We start from the raw sequence: 18,399 nt of genomic DNA, 5'->3' as shown, positions 1-18,399 counted from the left end.
AATAATGACACAACAACAACAGGCAATGAGCGAACAGGACGTTTCCGAGTGGGTTAAACAACAGTTGCAGAAGTGCACTAAGTTTCTGGCGGAAAAAGGCATCATCGTCGCCAGTGTCAAAATGGAAGACAGCCGTTATCTGGTGCCCTGGGTTACCGCCTGGAAAGTGCAGAGTACCGATGGCAAATATTACTGGGCGGTGGCCGGAGATCTGCCTACTGATGTGTTGCCGCTGTCAGCGGCCAAAGACGCCAGAGCCGCATTGCGCCATCTGGCTCTGGGCTGGCAGATGAAATCAGAAAATATCCGTCACGCCTCGGCCGATGATAAAACTCAGCAGGAGTTTGCCGATTTGCTGGATAATAAATCACAGCTTTTGTACCAGATGACAGAGCAGGATCAGGTCTGGGCGAAAAGTCAGTAGTCTCTGAACACAAAAAAGGGGCCAGTCTGGCCCCTGTAATAATAATAAAAAACATGAAAATCCGTTCAGTGGGTTAATTCCACCTTCGGCAAACTGAATGCTTCGATATTGCAAACCATTCTCTGGCGGGGAATCCCCGCATCCATATAAACGGCACCGACCGGATGAAATCCTCTTTTTTGATAATCATTCACGCCTTCCAGCTCACACTGTATGCTGACACTTTCTAGTCCCTGCGCTCTGGCTATCGACAGCAATGCAGAAAATAACTGCTGATACACTTCCGGCTTGCGACAACCATTGATAACGGCTATCCGACCAATCTCTCCGGCAGGAGTGATGCGCCCTGTGGCGATTTCTTCCCCCTGCTCATCGCAGATCAATACGTGGCAGGCGTTGTGATCCTGCTGGTCAAACTCCACGTCCTTGGGGATACGCCATTCACAGACAAACACTTTTTCTCTGAGTTTAGTGAGCTCTTTTCTGGCACTCATCCAGTCGACATTTTTGGTAGTTAAAGACATCGAACTGGCCTCCGGTATTCACACGGCGCTTAATTGCCCCGATCTTTGAGTGTAAGATCTGATTAAAAAATAATCAAATGGCCAGTTGCCGCTGGCCGGCTCTGATCTTGCGGGTGTCAGGTTCTGTCTTCTGGTTTAGCCAGTAAGTATGGTATTCCCCCATACCCTTAATCAGAATTCTGCCCCTGTGACTGAAGTCAAAGTGATGGCGTACCAGCCTGTAGGTGTATTCGGAGACCTGAATGCGATTGCTGACGCCCTGGCTTTCCATTCGTGATGCCAGGTTGACGCTGTCACCCCACAGGTCATAGCTGAACTTGTTGGTGCCTATTACCCCAGCCACCACTTCACCGGTATTGATGCCGATGCGCAGACCATTGGGGATGTTGTACAGATCGCTGACTCTGTCAAAACAATCCAGAATATCCAGTGCACAGCGGCAGGTGCGAAGTGCATGGTCGGGTCTGTAATCAGGAACGCCGCAAACGGCCATATACTCATCGCCATTGGTTTTAATTTTTTCCAGACCGTGGGTTTTCAGTAAGGTATCGAATTCACCGTATAATTCACTCAAAAAAGCGACCAGCTGTTCCGGTGAGCGGCTGTTAGTAATATCGGTAAAATGGCTGATATCGGCAAACAGTATGGTGGCGCTGCTGTGGTAATCAGCCAGAGTCTTGGGGCTACTCTTGAGGCGTTCAGCAATGGATTCGGGCAGAATATTTAAAAGCAGCTTATGTGAACGGCTTTGCTCCTTGTAAAGCTTACTCCAGCTGCTGATATGGTCACGGCGGATAAAATAGGCGCAGAGCAGGGAGGCCAGGGCAAAGCTGATATGAGTGACCTGTCTCACCGCCTGTTGATATTCTCCCTGATAGGTGATGCCAAGATGATTAATCTCCTGATAGGCCAGCACCACAAACAACAGCACAAAGATGCTGACACTAAGCCAGATAAGACGGTTTTCATCGGCCTTATACAGAAAAGGGCTGATGACACAGCCCTGAATCAGAAACAAATGAGTGGCACTGTAGTGGCCGAGATACAGGCTTGAAAGGGTAATAAAGCTGGTAAAACAGAGGATAAGAATGCGCCGGGCGAGTGCGGGATTGCCCAGATGGCTTGCCAGGGGCACCAGCGGGCAGATAAGACAGTGAATGAGCAGTAATATCGCCTGCAGATCACCGCCTTGTGACCAGTACATCAGATGCAGGGGCAAATGCATCAGTAAAACGATCAACACCAGCAGTGCCAGCAGGTTGGTCAGTCTGGCCGGGCTCACATCCTGCCGCCAGTTTTTATCTATGCCGGCCCAAATCCACGCTCTTATTAAATGAATAGTCATGCCAGGTCCCTCTGCCAATAAAAAAGCCCGGCTAAACCGGGCTTGTAAGTATAGTTCAGGCTTGCCAGAGCTAGCTAAATAATTTATCTACCAGCGCCTCGGCTTTACCCACATACCCGGCCGGTGTCAGCGCTTTAAGTTCGGTTTTTGCGGCTTGCGGTAATTCCAGCGTCTCAATAAATTCTGCCAGCTTTTGCTGATTGATGCGTTTACCACGGGTCAGCTCTTTAAGTTTTTCATAGGGTTTTTCAATGCCGTAGCGGCGCATTACTGTCTGTACCGGCTCGGCCAGCAGTTCCCAGTTGGTATCCAGTTCGGCGGCTAAACTGGCCTCGTTGACTTCGAGCTTGCTGATACCCTTTAAACTGGCCTGATAGGCAATCAGCGAGTAACCCACGGCCACACCCAGGTTACGTAGTACGGTGGAGTCGGTCAGATCCCGCTGCCAGCGCGAGATGGGTAATTTGGCCGCCAGATGATCAAAAATGGCATTGGCCAGCCCAAGGTTCCCTTCTGAGTTTTCAAAATCTATGGGGTTAACCTTATGCGGCATGGTGGATGAACCAATTTCCCCGGCCACGGTTTTTTGCTTAAAGTGCCCCAAAGCGATATAAGCCCAGATATCACGGTCAAAATCCATAAGGATGGTATTGAAGCGGGCGATGGCATCAAACATCTCGGCGATATAATCGTGGGGTTCAATTTGTGTGGTATAGGCATTCCACTGAACCCCGAGGCTGGTCACAAACTGCTCGGAGATGTGCTCCCAATCAAGCTGTGGATAGGCTGACAAATGGGCATTATAGTTACCTACTGCACCATTGAGTTTACCTAATAATTCTACCTGAGTTAACTGGTCACGCTGGCGCTTCAGTCTGACCATCACATTGGCCATTTCTTTGCCCATGGTGGTCGGGGAGGCCGGCTGGCCGTGGGTGCGGGCCATCATGGCGATGGACTTATACTCTTTGGCCATGCGCCCAAGCTCGCCGATGAGCTTGTCAAAGTAAGGCAGAATCACCTCATCACGGGCTGTTTTGAGCATCAGTGCGTGAGAAAGGTTATTGATATCTTCTGAGGTACAGGCGAAGTGAATAAACTCGGTGACATTATTCAGTTCGGTACTGCCTGCCACTTTTTCTTTGAGGAAGTATTCAACGGCTTTGACGTCGTGATTGGTGGTGCGCTCAATGTCCTTGATCCGCTGTGCATCCGCCTCAGAAAAATCCTCAACTATCTTATCCAGCAATGTATTTGCTTCAGCACTGAATGCCGGCACTTCATGAATGCCCTCAATCCCGGCCAGTTTTTGCAGCCAGCGCACTTCAACCTGTACCCGGAATTTGATCAGTCCGAATTCGCTGAAGATAGATCGAAGTTCAAGGGTTTTGCTGCCATAGCGTCCGTCGACCGGTGACACAGCAGTTAATGATGAGAGTTCCATGGGTTAGGCTCCTGAAGCGTTAAGTCGTTGAAGTGCCTGTTCGGCACAGCTAAGTATGCTTTTACGGGAAAATAATATCTGTCGGCGTTTACCACCCAACTGACGCCACAACACGGCGGCTCGGACACCGGCCAGCAGGCTGGCTCTGACCCGGTGCTGAATACTGTTTTGTTTGAGTAAGTCAGGTTCGCCAGCTACCTGTATTTTCGGGCCAATGGGGCTGATCACATCAGAGTATATTCTGGCCAGATTGGCCAGCGACGGCTCATCCATCAGGTCATACAGACTTTGCTGACGTTTGATATGTGAGATGCGCTCACCCAGTTCATTTAAGCTTTTGCGGTTGCGGCTTAGCTTGCGCTCTAACCCCAGAATGCTGGCAATATAGCGGGTAATTTCGGCATCCTTAGCGGCCGGTTTATTACTCAGCTGAGCTTCCAGAGTCGTGAAACCCAGAACCAGGCCCGGCAGATCACCAAATACATCTTCAATCTGTTCAGGATCAGTAATCAGCAGGCTGTTAATGCTGGCTTTAAAGGCTTGTTCATCAGCTTTACCCTGTCTGGCAAATTGTTTTACCAGGCTGGCGGCCTGACAGACCCCGGCCAGAGCCAGTGCTTTATCGAATTCAGTATTATTCATTATGTCGTCAAATTAGCGGATGGTGTTTTCGATGATGCCGCCACCGAGGCAGATGTCATCCTGATAAAATACGGCGGACTGACCTGGTGTGACCGCCTTTTGTGGCTGGTCAAAATGAACCTCAAGCTGGTCGTCTTCTGTTGGCGTCCCTTTTTTTATCGGCGTAACAGTGCAGGGGATATCCTGCTGCCGATAACGTGTTTTCACGGTGCAGCGCATAGCCTGGCTTGGCCCCTTGCCGTCAGTCCACTCAAGCTGCTTGGCCATAAGACCTTTTGAATACAGCCTTGGGTGATCATCACCCTGACCGACGATCAGCACATTACGCCCAACATCTTTGTCCACCACATACCAGGGCTGATCGCCATGATCTTTAAGACCACCAATGTGCAAGCCCTTGCGCTGTCCTAATGTGTGATACATCAGGCCGTCGTGCTCACCGATGACTTCGCCTTCGGCGGTTTCAATCAGCCCGGGCTGAGCGGGCAGGTAGCGGCTGAGAAAGTCTTTAAATTTGCGCTCACCAATAAAGCAGATACCCGTGCTGTCTTTCTTGTCGTGGGTGATCAGATCCTGCTCGGCGGCGATTTCCCGTACCCGCGGTTTCTCCAGCTCACCAACGGGAAACAGTGTTTGCGCCAGTTGCTGTTCTTTTAAGGTATACAGGAAATAGCTTTGATCTTTATTGTCGTCCAGACCACGTCTGAGCTGCCAGTGACCCTGTTGCTGGATGCGACGCACATAGTGGCCGGTGGCGATATAATCGGCGCCGAGATCTTCGGTAGCGAACTCCAGAAAAGCCTTAAATTTGATTTCCTTGTTGCACATAATATCCGGATTCGGGGTGCGACCGGCTTTATACTCGGCAAGAAAATACTCAAATACATGATCCCAGTATTCGGCAGCAAAATTAATGCTGCGTAAGGGGATATCAAGTTTATCGGCGACCGCCTGGGCGTCCTTCAGATCTTCGGCTGCGGCGCAGTATTCGTCATTGTCGTCTTCTTCCCAGTTTTTCATAAACAGGCCTTCCACCTGGTATCCCTGCTGTTTGAGCAGGTAAGCGGAAACAGAGGAGTCTACACCTCCGGACATGCCGACAATGACTTTAATCTGACTGTTATCTGACATAGAAAACGGATTCACCATACAGGCCGAATTAAAAGAGCGCGAATTCTAGCAGAATTGACTGCGTCGCGCATCTGTAATGAGGCCGTTGTGATGGCGATCAGAGTTGCAGGTATTCTCCGCTGGCGATGCCATCCAGGGTCCAGTTGCCAACCCGGTAACGCACCAGGCGCAAAGTCGGAAAACCGATGTGGGCGGTCATTCGCCTGACCTGACGATTTCGCCCTTCGGTAATGGTGATACTGAGCCAGGTGGTGGGAATGGACTTTCTGAATCTGACCGGTGGATTTCTTGGCCACAATGCCGGCTCGGGGATGATGTCTACATGGGCTGGCAGTGTTGGGCCATCCTTTAGTTCAACGCCATCACGAAGCCGTTGCAGGTCAGCCTCCTGTGGTTCGCCTTCTACCTGAACCCAGTAGGTTTTGCTGGTTTTGTTTTTAGGATCGGCGAGTTTGTGCTGAAGTTTACCGTCATTGGTCAGCACCAAAAGCCCTTCGCTGTCTTTATCCAGACGACCGGCGGCGTAGATTCCGGGAATACCGATGTAATCTTTAAGGGTAGGGCGATTTTCCTGATCGGTGAACTGAGTCAGTACGCCAAAGGGTTTATTAAATAACAATACCTGCTTTTTATTCATGGGTGGCTCCCGGGTTGCACCAAAGTATATATCTGATATTCCAAGCAGGACTTGTACTTCACCAAAATGACCATATATGATCTGCCAACACAAATCCTTACGCAAGGTCTTGTAAGATAACTATTGTACGCTTTCGTATTTTGCTGCGGCTTCGCAAAATCAAGGCTTCAATAAATTTGCAGGGAGGGCATAACAACCGCCGTTATGCTGGCCCGGAAACACATAGCGGCCTGAGACGGGCTGCCAGAACCGAGGTATACCATGACGACATCCAAGTCTAAGATTATCTACACCAAGACGGACGAAGCCCCTGCGCTGGCGACCTATTCCTTACTTCCTATTATCCGTTCATTCGCCGCACCGGCCGGCATTGAGGTGGAAACCAGCGATATTTCTCTGGCCGCGCGTATTCTGGCGACCTTCCCTGATTATCTTAATGATGATCAGAAAGTGCCTGATGCACTGTCTATCTTAGGCGAACTGACTCAGGAGCCGGAAACGAATATCATCAAGCTACCCAATATAAGTGCTTCTATTCCTCAGTTGAATGCGGCTATCAAGGAGCTTCGCAACAAAGGCTTTATGGTGCCTGTGTATCCGGCGGAGCCGAAGGATGACAAAGAAAAAGAGATTAAAGATAGATATTCCAAAGTATTAGGCAGTGCGGTAAACCCTGTATTGCGTGAAGGTAACTCTGACCGTCGCGCGCCCACTGCAGTGAAGAATTATGCCAAGAAGCATCCTCATTCCATGGGCAAGTGGAGCCAGGCTTCCCGTTCTCATGTGGCCCATATGCGTGGTGGTGATTTCTACTCGGGAGAGAAGTCCCTGACCGTAGACAAAGCCGGTTATGTTCGCATCGAATTTACTGACAAAAATGGTCAGGTCACTGTGCTCAAGCCTCGTGTGGATCTCCTCGAAGGGGAGGTGATTGATGGCATGTTTATGAGTAAAAAAGCGCTGTGCCGTTTCTTTGAAGAACAGATAGAAGATGCCAAAGAGACCGGTGTACTGTTCTCATTGCATGTTAAAGCCACCATGATGAAAGTGTCTCACCCCATTGTTTTCGGCCACTGCGTTAAAGTGTTCTACAAAGAACTGTTTGATAAATATGCTGACCTGTTTGAAGAGCTGGGCGTCAACCCTAACGATGGTCTGGGCAGTGTGTATGACAAGATTGAAAGTCTGCCGGAGTCTCAGCGTTCAGAGATTCAAAAGGATATCAACGCGGTTTATGCCAATCGCCCGCCGATTGCCATGGTTAACTCGGATAAAGGGATATCCAACCTGCACGTGCCCAGCGATGTGATTGTGGATGCGTCTATGCCGGCGATGATCCGCAGCTCCGGCCAGATGTGGGGCCCGGATGGCAAGCTGCACGACACCAAAGCAGTTATTCCGGAAAGCACCTACGCCACCATTTATCAGGAAGTGATCAATTTCTGTAAGACCCACGGGGCCTTCGACCCGACTACCATGGGTACGGTACCGAATGTAGGTCTGATGGCGCAAAAAGCCGAAGAATATGGCTCTCATGACAAAACCTTTGAAATGAAAGCTGACGGTGTGGTGCGGATTATCGATCAGGACGACAAGGTGCTGATGGAACACAACGTAGAGGAAGGCGATATCTGGCGTATGTGTCAGGCCAAAGATGCGCCGATCCGTGACTGGGTTAAACTGGCTGTCACCCGTGCCCGTCACTCCGGTATGCCGGCGATTTTCTGGCTGGATGATGAGCGTGCTCACGATGCCCAGTTGATTGAGAAGGTTATCACTTACCTTAAAGATCACGACACAGAGGGTCTGGATATTCAGATCATGTCGCCGGTCAGAGCCATTCGTTACACTATGGAGCGTTGTATCCGTGGTCTGGATACCATCTCTGTTACCGGTAACGTATTACGTGATTATCTGACTGATCTGTTCCCCATTCTGGAATTGGGTACCAGTGCCAAAATGTTGTCAATCGTGCCATTGATGGCTGGTGGCGGTTTGTTTGAGACCGGAGCCGGTGGTTCAGCGCCCAAGCACGTACAGCAATTTGTTGAAGAAGGGCATTTGCGTTGGGATTCTCTGGGTGAGTTCCTGGCACTGGCCGTTTCGTTTGAAGATCTTGCTATCAAACAGGGCAATGGCAAAGCCAAAGTGCTGGCGACAGCACTGGATAAAGCCACTGAGACCTTGCTGAATGAAGGCAAATCGCCTCTGCGTAAGGCCGGTGAGCTGGATAACCGCGGTGAGCACTTTTATCTGGCCATGTTCTGGGCAGATGAAGTGGCGAAACAAACAGAAGATGCTGAAATGGCAGCGTTGTTCAAACCGCTGGCAGACAAGCTCAGAGAAAATGAACAGCAGATTCTCACTGAGATTGATGCTACTCAAGGCAAACCAGCGGATATCGGCGGATACTACTATCCTGACGAAGAAAAGACCCGCAAGGCCATGTTCCCCAGTGAAACCTTCAACAATATTCTCGCTGAGCTTAAAAAACAGGCGTGATGTGATGATAATAGCCCGGTTGGATTTGTAATCGCCGGGCGGATATAGAAAAGAAAAAAGCAGATATGTTTATATCTGCTTTTTTTATTACCTGATGATAATTTGTTTGTGAACCTTGGCCACAAGGTGATCGGCTGTTAACGTTCCGGCTCGTCGGAGAGCTCAATCTTTTCAGCGTGCAGCCCCTTTGGACCTTGCTGTACTTCAAATTTAACTTCCTGGCCAGCTTTAAGAGAACGATAACCGTCCATCTGGATCGTCGAATAATGTGCAAAAATGTCTTCGCCACCATCTTCAGGGACGATAAAACCAAAGCCTTTTGCGTTGTTGAACCATTTGACCTTACCAACTGTCATACTTCTGCTTCCTCTTAATCCCTTGAACTGTCCTGATTTAGCCCCCACAATGAATGTATGAGGCTAAAAACACCCGACAATTGTCAGGTGCAACCAAAAATGTAGATTTTTTAACCTGTTTATGTCAAGGCCAATTTCTATATTTCACGAAAAAATCACAGATCCACTGATGGATCTGACAAACAACGGCTATTATTTCTGTATGGGTAAAGAAAGCAGCATCATCAGTCATGATAAGCAGCTAGAGGCGGTAAAGAAGAAACTTCAGCCTCCACCTATGTATAAGGTGTTGCTCAATAACGACGATTACACACCAATGGACTTTGTTGTCGAAGTGTTGGTGCGTTTTTTTAATATGAGCGCAGAGAAAGCAAATCAGTTAATGTTGACTGTGCATTATGAGGGAAAGGCTATCTGTGGTGTATATACTGCAGAAGTAGCAGAAACCAAAGTCATGCAGGTCAATCAGTTCTCCAGAAAGCACCAGCATCCGCTGATGTGTTTTATGGAGCAGGCGTAGATACGCATCGTCAGTAGTAAGAGGGTCGGGTATGTTAAATAAAGACTTGGAGCAGACGTTAAATCAGGCATTTGTTTTCGCCAGAGAGCATCGCCATGAATTTATGACCGTAGAGCATCTGCTGCTTGCATTGCTGGACAATATTTCCGCACGGGATGCGCTCAGAGCCTGCGGAGCCAATATTGATTCCATCAAGGCTGAACTGACAGATTTTGTCAAAGATACTACACCTTTGATCCTCGATGGCCCTGATTCTGATCGTGAAACCCAGCCAACTCTGGGGTTTCAGCGCGTGTTACAGCGGGCTGTATTTCATGTGCAGTCTTCCGGTAAGGATGAAGTATCCGGCGCCAATGTGCTGGTGGCCATATTCAGTGAACAGGAATCGCAGGCGGTATATATCCTGAAAAAGGCCGATGTGACCCGTCTGGATGTTGTGAATTATATTTCCCATGGTGTGACCAAGTCTGAGGACGAAAGTGCTCCACATACTGAACGCGAGGAAGATGTTCAGGAGGCGGAAGAGGGCAGTACTACGCTGGAAAAATATGCCAGCAACCTCAACCTGATGGTCAAAGAGGGTAAGGTTGACCCACTGATTGGCCGTAATCTTGAACTGGAGCGGACGATTCAGATACTGTGCCGCCGCCGCAAGAACAATCCTTTGTTGGTAGGGGAAGCCGGGGTTGGTAAAACCGCCATCGCAGAAGGTCTGGCCTACAGAATCGTCAACGAAGAAGTACCGGAAGTGATTTCCGAGGCGACGGTCTATTCACTGGATCTCGGTGGCTTACTGGCCGGTACTAAGTATCGGGGTGATTTTGAGAAGCGCCTTAAGTCTATTCTCCGTGATCTTGAAAAAGACGAACATGCCATATTATTTATCGATGAGATCCACACCATTATTGGTGCCGGCGCGGCATCGGGCGGAGTGATGGATGCCTCTAACCTGCTTAAACCTAAGCTTTCCAGTGGTGAATTGCGTTGTATCGGTTCTACCACCTATCAGGAATACCAGGGAATTTTTGAGAAAGACCGGGCTCTGGCCCGCCGTTTCCAGAAAATTGATGTGAACGAACCCAGTGTCGAGGATACCACCAAGATCCTGATGGGACTGAAATCCCGCTATGAAAAACACCATGGTGTGCGTTTCACTCAGAAGGCGGTCAAGGCTGCCGCAGAGTTATCCGCTAAATACATTAACGAACGTCACCTGCCCGACAAAGCTATTGATGTGATGGATGAAGCGGGCGCCAGTCAGCGTTTGCTGCCGGTGTCCAAGCGTAAGAAAACCATCGGTGTGGGTGAGATTGAACATATAATTGCCAAAATGGCGAGGATCCCTGAAAAGTCGGTTTCTGCTTCGGACAAAGAAGTGCTGAAAAGCCTGGATCGCGATCTCAAAATGGTGGTATTTGGTCAGGACAACGCCATCAGTACCCTGACCGATGCGATTCGTTTATCGCGTTCAGGTTTGGGTAATGAAACTAAGCCTATTGGTAGCTTCCTGTTTGCCGGCCCGACTGGTGTGGGTAAAACCGAGGTCACACAGCAACTGGCCAAGATTATGGGGGTTGAACTGCAGCGCTTCGATATGTCTGAGTATATGGAACGTCACGCGGTCAGTCGCCTGATAGGTGCGCCTCCCGGCTACGTGGGCTTTGATCAGGGTGGATTGCTGACCGATGCCGTGATTAAGCACCCATATTCTGTGGTGCTGTTGGATGAAATCGAAAAAGCGCACAGCGATATTTACAATATCCTGCTGCAGGTGATGGACCACGGTACCCTGACGGATAATAATGGTCGCAAGGTGGATTTTCGTAACGTGGTACTGGTGATGACCACCAATGCCGGGGTTCAGGAGACGATACGTAAGTCTATTGGCTTTAAGCAGCAGGATCACAGCCATGATGCCATGGATGAAATTAACCGGGTATTCAGTCCGGAATTCAGAAATCGCCTTGATGGCATTATCTGGTTTAACCATCTTGAGCCTGAGGTTATTCTGCAGGTAGTGGACAAATTTATTGTTGAGCTGCAGGTGCAACTGGATGCGAAAGGCGTCTCTCTGGAAGTGTCTTCTGCCGCCCGGGCCTGGCTTGCTGAAAAAGGCTATGACAAAACCATGGGTGCACGCCCTATGGCCCGTCTTATTCAGGAGCAGATTAAGAAAGAGCTGGCCAATCAATTGCTGTTTGGTGAACTGTCATCCGGTGGCAGCGTGAAAATTGATCTGGTGGACGATAAGTTGCACTTTGATTATGCCACCGATGATCGTGAGGTCGAGGCCTGAGTCTCACAGGATAAGACGAACACTAAAACTCCGGGAGAGTTTTAGGACAGCTTTAGCTGGCCCGCGAAGCGGGTGAGTCTCACAGGATGAGACAAACAAAAAAGCCCGACCATAAGTCGGGCTTTTGTTTTTTCTGCTTGAAGACTAACGGGCGCGATAGACTATGCGGCCTTTGGTGAGGTCATAAGGTGTCAGTTCAACCGTGACTTTGTCACCGGTAAGGATTCGGATGTAGTTTTTACGCATTTTTCCGGAGATATGTGCGGTCACCACATGACCATTTTCCAACTCAACACGAAACATAGTATTTGGAAGGGTATCCAAAACCGTGCCTTCCATTTCAATACAGTCTTCTTTCGCCATCTAAAAATATTACCTTTTTAAAATCAGTGTTTTCTGAAACAGGTTATCCTGCCTGCCAGAATCTTATTAATGGACTTCCGACTCAGCCATGTTCCGGTTCGACAACCGGCCTGAGCGCTTTCCCTGTGAAGTATCATGCTGTGCGAATCAAAAATCGCAGCCAGCTTAATATAAAATGCCGCGCAGATTTTGCCCAATATCAGCGCCAGTGTAAAGCTAAAGCCCGTTTTTTTATTCCGGATCAGTGAATTGCTGCCATTTGTTGTCAATAAAACGCTGATTGGGAGCAAATCGGGCTTTGTAATTCATTTTACTGCAATCATTAATCTGATAGCCCAGATAAAGATAGTGTTTATTCTGCTGCTGAGCTAAGGATATCTGTTTAAGTATAGCGAAGGTTCCCAAAGATCGTTTTTCCAGTGAGGGCTCAAAAAAGGTGTAAAGCGCAGACAGGCCGTTATCGATACTGTCGGTTATCGCAACACCAACAAGTTGCTGCTCAAGTTTGAACTCTAAAAATTGTGTACCTGCCCAGTGACTGGAAATAAAATGACGATATTGCTCAGGGGTTGGCGGATACATACTGCCATTGGTATGGCGGGCAAGGATATAGCGTTCATATAACGGGTAATACTCGTCTTTATCCTGGTCACTCAAACATATAGCTAAATCATTGTTCTTATTGATGATTCGTCGCTGGTTCCGGCTTGGTCGGAAATCCTTTACGGCAATGCGCAGTGACTGGCAGGCATCACAGGCAGGGCAATGAGGCCGGTAAATGGCATCCCCGCTGCGCCTGAAACCATTTTCCAGTAGTCTGGCATAAGCCTGGTTACTGATGGGCTCATCATTCAGATGCAGCAGAACCTGTTCCTGTTTGTCAGGCAGGTAACTGCAGGGAAATGCCTGTGTCAGTCCAAATCTCATGGTTGTAATACATCTGACAGGGTTTCTGATTCCCAGCACTTGCTGCTAACGCTTTGGATGCAGGCCTTTTGTAATCGTCTTAAGAAAGCTTCCCGGGACAGGGTGCTACAGCCAAGCGTATTAAGATGGGGGTTGGGTAACTGACAGTCGATAAAATCAAACTGGTGTCGCTTCAGCCACCTGACCAGGTAAAAGAATGCCAGTTTAGAGGTGTTATCACGAAGATGAAACATAGACTCACCGCAAAACACCCGGCCAATGCTGACGCCATATAAACCACCCACCAGTTCATCTTGTTGCCAGACTTCTACCGAATGGGCCCAGCCCTGATGATGCAGTTCTGTATAGGCGGCAATCATGGCGGCGGTGATCCAGGTACCCTTATCTGTTCTGGGTACCCTGGCACAACGCTGAATTACTGATTCAAAGTCGTGATTGAGGGTTACCCGGTAGCGACCCGAGCAGGCCAGTTTGCGCAGGCTTTTGTGGCAGATAAAATCATCCAGCTCGAGTATGCCGCGCTCAGTCGGAGACCACCACAGAATCGGCTCACCCTCACTGAACCAGGGAAAAATACCATTGCTGTAGGCCAGAGTTAGCCGTGGTACAGACAGATCACCGCCAAAGGCGAGCAGCCCGTCAGGTTCCACTAATGCCTGCTCAGGCTCAGGAAATTGGAGCCGATGATCCAGCTTAGGCAGTGAAAGTGTCATAGCGGAGAGAGACAGGCCCACAGGGGGCCTGTTTGCGTGTTATTACTCCAGGCCGTCAAGATACTTTTCTGCATCCAGCGCAGCCATACAGCCGGTTCCGGCGGAAGTTATGGCCTGGCGGTAAACATGATCGCAGACATCGCCTGCGGCAAATACACCTTCAACACTGGTTGCGGTAGCACCGCCATCCAGACCGCTCTTGATCTGAATATAACCGTCTTTCATAGCCAACTGACCTTCAAACATATCGGTATTGGGCTTGTGACCAATAGCGATAAACACGCCCATCACATCCAGTTCTTCAGTGCTGTCATTCTGTGTGTCGCGAATACGGATCTTGTTGACACCCATATCATCACCCAACACTTCGTCCAGGGTTTTGTTCAGGTGCATAACCACATTACCGTTTTTGGCTTTTTCCATCAGTCGATCAGAGAGAATCTTCTCACTGCGAAAGAATTCACGACGGTGAATCACATGCACTTCTGAGGCGATATTAGACAGGTACAGTGCCTCTTCGACGGCGGTATTACCGCCACCTACTACAGCGACTTTCTGATTACGGTAGAAGAAACCATCGCAGGTAGCGCAGGCAGAAACACCTTTACCCATGAAAGCCTGTTCACTTTCAAGTCCAAGATACTTTGCAGATGCACCGGTGGAGATGATCAGTGCATCACAGGTGTAAGCGCCACTGTCACCTTTGAGCGTGAAGGGGCGTTTGGAAAAGTCGACCTCATTGATATGATCAAAAATGATTTCTGTATCGAAACGCTCGGCGTGTTTTTGCATTCTTACCATCAGATCAGGTCCCTGAAGACCCTCGGCATCGCCCGGCCAATTCTCGACATCAGTGGTGGTGGTCAATTGCCCACCCTGTTGCATACCTGTGATCAGTACAGGGTTCAGGTTTGCCCGTGCTGCGTAAACAGCGGCCGTGTAGCCGGCGGGGCCAGAGCCCAATATCATCAGGCGGCTATGTCTTGATTCAGCCATAATTACTCCAGTTTATTTAATGTTTAATCGGTTTGACGCAGTGCCACAAAAGAATCGGCACCAATCAGATTGTCTATTGTAACTCCATCCGGCGCAGGAACTCTGCCATCACTTCCTGGTACAGTGCCTGGCCGAGAAACTTGTCTTCCACCCCGGAATCGATACTCGGGTTGTCATTCACCTCAATGACCGCCACTTTACCCTCAGCCGTTTGCTTAATATCGACGCCGTAAAATCCGTCGCCGATAAGTTTGCAGGCCCGTAACGCGGCATCCAGCACTTTGGGTGGCACCTCATAGGTGGGCATGGTCTCGAAACCGCCAGTGGCCACATTGGTGGCATCATCATGGCGATAAATCTGCCAGTGGCCTTTTACCATAAAATATCTACAGGCATAAAGGGGCTTGTTATTGAGCACGCCAATGCGCCAGTCATAGTCGGTATATAAGAACTCCTGCGCTAAAACCAAGGCCGAGGTGCGAGTTAATTGCTTCATGGCATCAACCAGCTCACTCATGTTGGTGGCTTTAAACATGCCGCGGGAAAAGGCTCCATCGGGAATTTTCAGCACAATAGGCAAACCCAGATACTCGATAGCATGCTCCAGACTCTGCTTATCAGTATTACTCAGTAACAAGGTTTTTGGGGTAGGGACCTTGTTGGTGCGCAGCAGATCGGCCAGATACACTTTGTTAGTGCAGCGTAAAATAGAAGTGGGATCATCGATTACCACCATGCCTTCGGCCTCTGCTTTTTTAGCAAAGCGATAAGTATGATGATCGATAGAGGTGGTTTCACGGATAAAAAGTCCATCGTACTCAGCCAGTCTGACGTAATCTTTTTTGCCAATGAGCTCAAGATTGATCCCCAGCTTGTCTGCTGCTTTGACAAAGTTATTCAGGGCTTTTTTATCACTGGGCGGCATCGCTTCGCTTGCATCACAAAGCATGGCCACATCGTAACGATAATGTTTACGGGCTTTGGGTTTGCGCCACAGTCTGTTGCTGAATCGCTCCAGCGTGTTGGCTAAAAACTCCTGTTCGGATTCGTTGCTGATATCCTGTAATGACAGTGGCTGTATCTTGTCCAAAGACCAGTGACGATTTTTCACCAGCGTCACTTCAAGAATAGGCGCGGGGAAGCGGTCAAATACCGCCTTAGCCAGCTCTGTGCAGTCTTTTAACTGGGTTTCGCCGAGAAAGACTCTCAGGGTGAGTTTATTACTGTCATCCTGTGCCTTGAGTTTATGCAGGGATTTGGCAATCTCTTCAAGTCGCAGGCTGTAAAGCTTCTTGCGGCGCAGATCATTAATGGTGCTGATATCCGGGATCACCTTGTGTCCACGGGCTTCGGCCAGCAATGAACAGTAATATCCGCGCCCCAGCGCGCGTTTGTTCCGGCACAGGTTCAGGATACGTACGGTGCGCTCTGTGCTGGCATCGGTTTTCGCCAGGTATTGGTCAAAGGAGATAACTTCACGGCTGGGGAAATAGGGCGCCCAGTCATCAAGATTGTCAACTACCACATAATATCCGGACATAGCTTTCCTTATTTAAATCTGAAACTGTCAGTGTAGTTAATGTCCGGCCAGAAAATGCTCTTTTGTCCGGGCACTGTGTCAAAAGTGTTCATGTATGCCTTACACACTGTGCCCCTGTCTTGAACTTGAGTCAGAACTCATTTTTTTCCTTTACAGGGGCGTTTCAGGAAACGGGTTAATCTGCGCTAAAGTACAGGAAATTAACCGTTTGAATAATGGAATAAATCGATTAAGAAAATCACTTTTAATATGTTGTTTTTTTCACCATAAACAATACACTGCAATCTGATACATGTTCAGGTCAATTCTTTGAGTAGCCTTCATTTACGCAGCGCCACAGTAACCGATATTCCCGCCCTGGTGGCATTGGAAAAACAGAGCTTTAGCACCGATAAAATATCCCGGCGCAGCTTCAGCTATTTTATCCGCAAGGGTCATTGCAGCCTTATTCTGGCGATGCAGGATAATGAATTGGCCGGTTACGCGTTGGTGTTATACCGAAAGGGAACACAGCTGGCACGGCTTTATTCTATTGCGGTGTCGGATGGATTCCGGGGGCAGGGCATTGCCAACACCCTGTTGCGGGAAGTGCAACAACGGGCGGCTGAGCAGCTTTGCCTGTTTATGCGCCTGGAAGTGCGTACCGACAACGATGCAGCCATTGGCCTGTACCGTAAACTCGGCTATCACCGCATCGGCGTGGTTAAGGAGTATTACGAAGATGGCAGTGACGCCTTGCAGATGGAGAAAAGTTTAGGCACGGCGTCGCTTAACCTGCATCCGACCGAACGCTATCAGCAGACACTGGATTTTACCTGTGGCCCTGCCAGTCTGATGATGGCGATGCATAAGCTGGATCCGGGCTATAGCATGTCGATGCAGGAAGAGATTCAGATCTGGCGGGAAGCCACCACTATTTATATGACCTCTGGACATGGCGGCTGCAGCGGCTTAGGTCTGGCGCTGAGTGCCTGGCGTCGGGGCTATAAGGTGGACCTGTTTGTTTCCCAGACTTCGGTGCCCTTTCTTAATTCGGTCCGTGATCCGCAGAAAAAGGAAGTGATGCACCGGGTCCATCAGCATTTTCTCAGTGAAGCCTCAGGCACCGATATCACTCAGCACTATGCGCCGCTGTCGTTACAGCAACTGGATCATTATCTGGCACAAGGAGCGGTGCTGGTGAGTCTGATCAGCGTCTGGCGGCTAACCCGTAACAAGGCACCACACTGGGTGCTGGTCTCTGCCGCTGACCGCCATTGTGTATCCGTCACCGATCCTGAAATGGATCATGAGCCCTGGCAGACGCCGCTGGATTTTATTGATGTGCCGGTCAGCCGGGAAGAATTTATTAAAATGGCATTATTTGGCCGTGAGCGCTTAACCAGTACTCTGGTGATACAAAAGCGCGGGTGAACCGCCCCTGCACATTGAACGTATAAATCACCATATAAAACCGAACCTTAGCTGTCAGTTCCGGTTTTTTACCTGATAAGGCACAGATAGCTGATACACTTGAATATAGGGTTGTGGTCATTGTGTGCCACATAAAGGCAGTAAACACGAGAGGCAGTTATGGCGCAGTCAATTCCAGCTTTGTTTAAAGATGGTCAGGCCTATATGCAAGCATGGCCAATGAAAAAAGAGCTTTATGGCCTCTTTCCTGAGTGCCGGGTGATTGCTGCAACCCGTTTCAGTATCCGCTTTATGCCACCACTGGCTATTCTGGTTGCTACGGTACATCTGAGTACCATGGGCCAGAGTGCCTTGCCTCAGGCGATTGCGCTTGCCGCTTTTTTTATTAGTCTGCCGATGCAGGGGCTGTTGTGGCTCGGGCACCGGTCCAATCAGACTCTGCCGCCAGCCATCGCCAGCTGGTACCGTGAAATCCATCAGAAAATGCGCCAACAGGGCTGTCAGTTGCAAAATGTTAAAGCGCGGCCCCGCTATAAGGAGCTGGCCAATCTGCTGGGTACCGCATTTAAAGAGCTGGATAAAGTGTTCACCCGCCAGTGGTTCTGATCGTTAGCGTTATGACTGTG

General features: G+C 49.3%; 18 protein-coding genes. 6 read left to right on the top strand and 12 right to left on the bottom strand.

The window, feature by feature from the left end:
- Positions 1-4 precede the first annotated feature (4 nt).
- Positions 5-424 (top strand): DUF4826 family protein, encoded by a 420-nt coding sequence (locus tag AT746_RS10310; RefSeq protein WP_062480010.1) that lies wholly within the window; start codon positions 5-7, stop codon positions 422-424.
- Between the two features lie 65 nt (positions 425-489).
- On the opposite strand, the gene AT746_RS10305 is transcribed toward AT746_RS10310, so the two are convergent.
- The 6 genes from AT746_RS10305 to AT746_RS10280 form a co-directional block, all read right to left on the bottom strand.
- Positions 490-948: a GNAT family N-acetyltransferase gene (locus AT746_RS10305; RefSeq protein ID WP_062480008.1), complete on the bottom strand. Its 459-nt coding sequence runs from the start codon at positions 946-948 to the stop codon at positions 490-492.
- Positions 949-1,021: 73 nt separating this feature from the next.
- Positions 1,022-2,293 (bottom strand): adenylate/guanylate cyclase domain-containing protein, encoded by a 1,272-nt coding sequence (locus AT746_RS10300; protein ID WP_062480007.1) that lies wholly within the window; start codon positions 2,291-2,293, stop codon positions 1,022-1,024.
- Positions 2,294-2,363: 70 nt separating this feature from the next.
- The gene (purB, locus tag AT746_RS10295; protein WP_062480005.1) at positions 2,364-3,737 is read right to left on the bottom strand and encodes an adenylosuccinate lyase; all 1,374 of its coding nucleotides are present in this window, start codon (positions 3,735-3,737) and stop codon (positions 2,364-2,366) included.
- A 3-nt stretch (positions 3,738-3,740) separates the two neighbouring features.
- Positions 3,741-4,379: a high frequency lysogenization protein HflD gene (hflD, locus tag AT746_RS10290; RefSeq protein ID WP_062480003.1), complete on the bottom strand. Its 639-nt coding sequence runs from the start codon at positions 4,377-4,379 to the stop codon at positions 3,741-3,743.
- Between the two features lie 12 nt (positions 4,380-4,391).
- The gene (gene mnmA / locus AT746_RS10285; RefSeq protein ID WP_062480001.1) at positions 4,392-5,510 is read right to left on the bottom strand and encodes a tRNA 2-thiouridine(34) synthase MnmA; all 1,119 of its coding nucleotides are present in this window, start codon (positions 5,508-5,510) and stop codon (positions 4,392-4,394) included.
- 97 nt (positions 5,511-5,607) lie between these two features.
- Positions 5,608-6,147, bottom strand: coding sequence for a pseudouridine synthase (locus AT746_RS10280; RefSeq protein WP_062479998.1), 540 nt, complete (start codon positions 6,145-6,147; stop codon positions 5,608-5,610).
- 261 nt (positions 6,148-6,408) lie between these two features.
- Between AT746_RS10280 and AT746_RS10275 the strand changes: the two genes are divergently transcribed.
- A complete protein-coding gene (locus tag AT746_RS10275) occupies positions 6,409-8,649 on the top strand; it encodes an NADP-dependent isocitrate dehydrogenase (RefSeq protein ID WP_062479996.1) in 2,241 nt (746 codons plus the stop codon).
- 137 nt (positions 8,650-8,786) lie between these two features.
- Here AT746_RS10275 and cspD read toward each other — a convergent pair whose 3' ends face one another.
- Positions 8,787-9,005 carry a cold shock domain-containing protein CspD gene (cspD, locus tag AT746_RS10270; protein ID WP_062479995.1) on the bottom strand — a complete coding sequence of 73 codons (219 nt, stop codon included), beginning with the start codon at positions 9,003-9,005 and terminating at the stop codon, positions 8,787-8,789.
- Positions 9,006-9,207: 202 nt separating this feature from the next.
- On the opposite strand from cspD, the gene clpS reads away from it, so the two are divergent.
- Together clpS and clpA are read left to right on the top strand one after the other, a co-directional pair.
- The gene (gene clpS / locus AT746_RS10265) at positions 9,208-9,525 is read left to right on the top strand and encodes an ATP-dependent Clp protease adapter ClpS (protein ID WP_062484127.1); all 318 of its coding nucleotides are present in this window, start codon (positions 9,208-9,210) and stop codon (positions 9,523-9,525) included.
- 31 nt (positions 9,526-9,556) lie between these two features.
- Positions 9,557-11,821, top strand: coding sequence for an ATP-dependent Clp protease ATP-binding subunit ClpA (clpA, locus tag AT746_RS10260; protein ID WP_062479993.1), 2,265 nt, complete (start codon positions 9,557-9,559; stop codon positions 11,819-11,821).
- Positions 11,822-11,965: 144 nt separating this feature from the next.
- Here clpA and infA read toward each other — a convergent pair whose 3' ends face one another.
- From infA to AT746_RS10235, 5 genes are all read right to left on the bottom strand, one after another.
- On the bottom strand, positions 11,966-12,184 hold the full coding sequence (gene infA, locus AT746_RS10255) for a translation initiation factor IF-1 (protein WP_062479992.1): 219 nt from the start codon (positions 12,182-12,184) through the stop codon (positions 11,966-11,968).
- Positions 12,185-12,415: 231 nt separating this feature from the next.
- Entirely contained in the window at positions 12,416-13,111 is a 696-nt protein-coding gene (locus AT746_RS10250; protein WP_062479990.1) for an arginyltransferase, read from the bottom strand.
- Entirely contained in the window at positions 13,108-13,824 is a 717-nt protein-coding gene (aat, locus tag AT746_RS10245) for a leucyl/phenylalanyl-tRNA--protein transferase (protein ID WP_062479988.1), read from the bottom strand. Before aat ends, AT746_RS10250 begins: the two co-directional genes overlap by 4 nt.
- A 42-nt stretch (positions 13,825-13,866) precedes the next feature.
- Positions 13,867-14,820: a thioredoxin-disulfide reductase gene (gene trxB, locus AT746_RS10240; protein ID WP_062479986.1), complete on the bottom strand. Its 954-nt coding sequence runs from the start codon at positions 14,818-14,820 to the stop codon at positions 13,867-13,869.
- 73 nt (positions 14,821-14,893) lie between these two features.
- Positions 14,894-16,360, bottom strand: a complete 1,467-nt coding sequence (locus AT746_RS10235) for a RimK family protein (protein WP_062479984.1) — start codon at positions 16,358-16,360, stop codon at positions 14,894-14,896.
- Positions 16,361-16,669: 309 nt separating this feature from the next.
- On the opposite strand from AT746_RS10235, the gene rimI reads away from it, so the two are divergent.
- Complete coding sequence (gene rimI / locus AT746_RS10230; protein WP_062479982.1) at positions 16,670-17,773, top strand: ribosomal protein S18-alanine N-acetyltransferase; 1,104 nt, start codon at positions 16,670-16,672, stop codon at positions 17,771-17,773.
- 159 nt (positions 17,774-17,932) lie between these two features.
- Positions 17,933-18,379 carry a terminus macrodomain insulation protein YfbV gene (gene yfbV, locus AT746_RS10225; protein ID WP_062479980.1) on the top strand — a complete coding sequence of 149 codons (447 nt, stop codon included), beginning with the start codon at positions 17,933-17,935 and terminating at the stop codon, positions 18,377-18,379.
- Positions 18,380-18,399: the final 20 nt, after the last annotated feature.

The sequence above is a fragment of the Lacimicrobium alkaliphilum genome, assembly GCF_001466725.1.
GTDB classification, from domain to species: domain Bacteria; phylum Pseudomonadota; class Gammaproteobacteria; order Enterobacterales; family Alteromonadaceae; genus Lacimicrobium; species Lacimicrobium alkaliphilum_B.
Note: the sequence above shows the minus strand (reverse complement) of the source record. Positions and strands in the feature narration are given on the sequence as shown.

Coding starts and splice junctions, on each gene's coding strand:
- AT746_RS10310 (WP_062480010.1), top strand. CDS start 5: ATGACACAACAACAACAGGCAATGAGCGAACAGGACGTTTCCGAGTGG.
- mnmA (WP_062480001.1), bottom strand. CDS start 5,510: ATGTCAGATAACAGTCAGATTAAAGTCATTGTCGGCATGTCCGGAGGT.
- cspD (WP_062479995.1), bottom strand. CDS start 9,005: ATGACAGTTGGTAAGGTCAAATGGTTCAACAACGCAAAAGGCTTTGGT.
- hflD (WP_062480003.1), bottom strand. CDS start 4,379: ATGAATAATACTGAATTCGATAAAGCACTGGCTCTGGCCGGGGTCTGT.
- aat (WP_062479988.1), bottom strand. CDS start 13,824: ATGACACTTTCACTGCCTAAGCTGGATCATCGGCTCCAATTTCCTGAG.
- AT746_RS10300 (WP_062480007.1), bottom strand. CDS start 2,293: ATGACTATTCATTTAATAAGAGCGTGGATTTGGGCCGGCATAGATAAA.
- yfbV (WP_062479980.1), top strand. CDS start 17,933: ATGGCGCAGTCAATTCCAGCTTTGTTTAAAGATGGTCAGGCCTATATG.
- AT746_RS10235 (WP_062479984.1), bottom strand. CDS start 16,360: ATGTCCGGATATTATGTGGTAGTTGACAATCTTGATGACTGGGCGCCC.
- AT746_RS10280 (WP_062479998.1), bottom strand. CDS start 6,147: ATGAATAAAAAGCAGGTATTGTTATTTAATAAACCCTTTGGCGTACTG.
- clpA (WP_062479993.1), top strand. CDS start 9,557: ATGTTAAATAAAGACTTGGAGCAGACGTTAAATCAGGCATTTGTTTTC.
- clpS (WP_062484127.1), top strand. CDS start 9,208: ATGGGTAAAGAAAGCAGCATCATCAGTCATGATAAGCAGCTAGAGGCG.
- AT746_RS10305 (WP_062480008.1), bottom strand. CDS start 948: ATGTCTTTAACTACCAAAAATGTCGACTGGATGAGTGCCAGAAAAGAG.
- purB (WP_062480005.1), bottom strand. CDS start 3,737: ATGGAACTCTCATCATTAACTGCTGTGTCACCGGTCGACGGACGCTAT.
- infA (WP_062479992.1), bottom strand. CDS start 12,184: ATGGCGAAAGAAGACTGTATTGAAATGGAAGGCACGGTTTTGGATACC.
- AT746_RS10250 (WP_062479990.1), bottom strand. CDS start 13,111: ATGAGATTTGGACTGACACAGGCATTTCCCTGCAGTTACCTGCCTGAC.
- trxB (WP_062479986.1), bottom strand. CDS start 14,820: ATGGCTGAATCAAGACATAGCCGCCTGATGATATTGGGCTCTGGCCCC.
- AT746_RS10275 (WP_062479996.1), top strand. CDS start 6,409: ATGACGACATCCAAGTCTAAGATTATCTACACCAAGACGGACGAAGCC.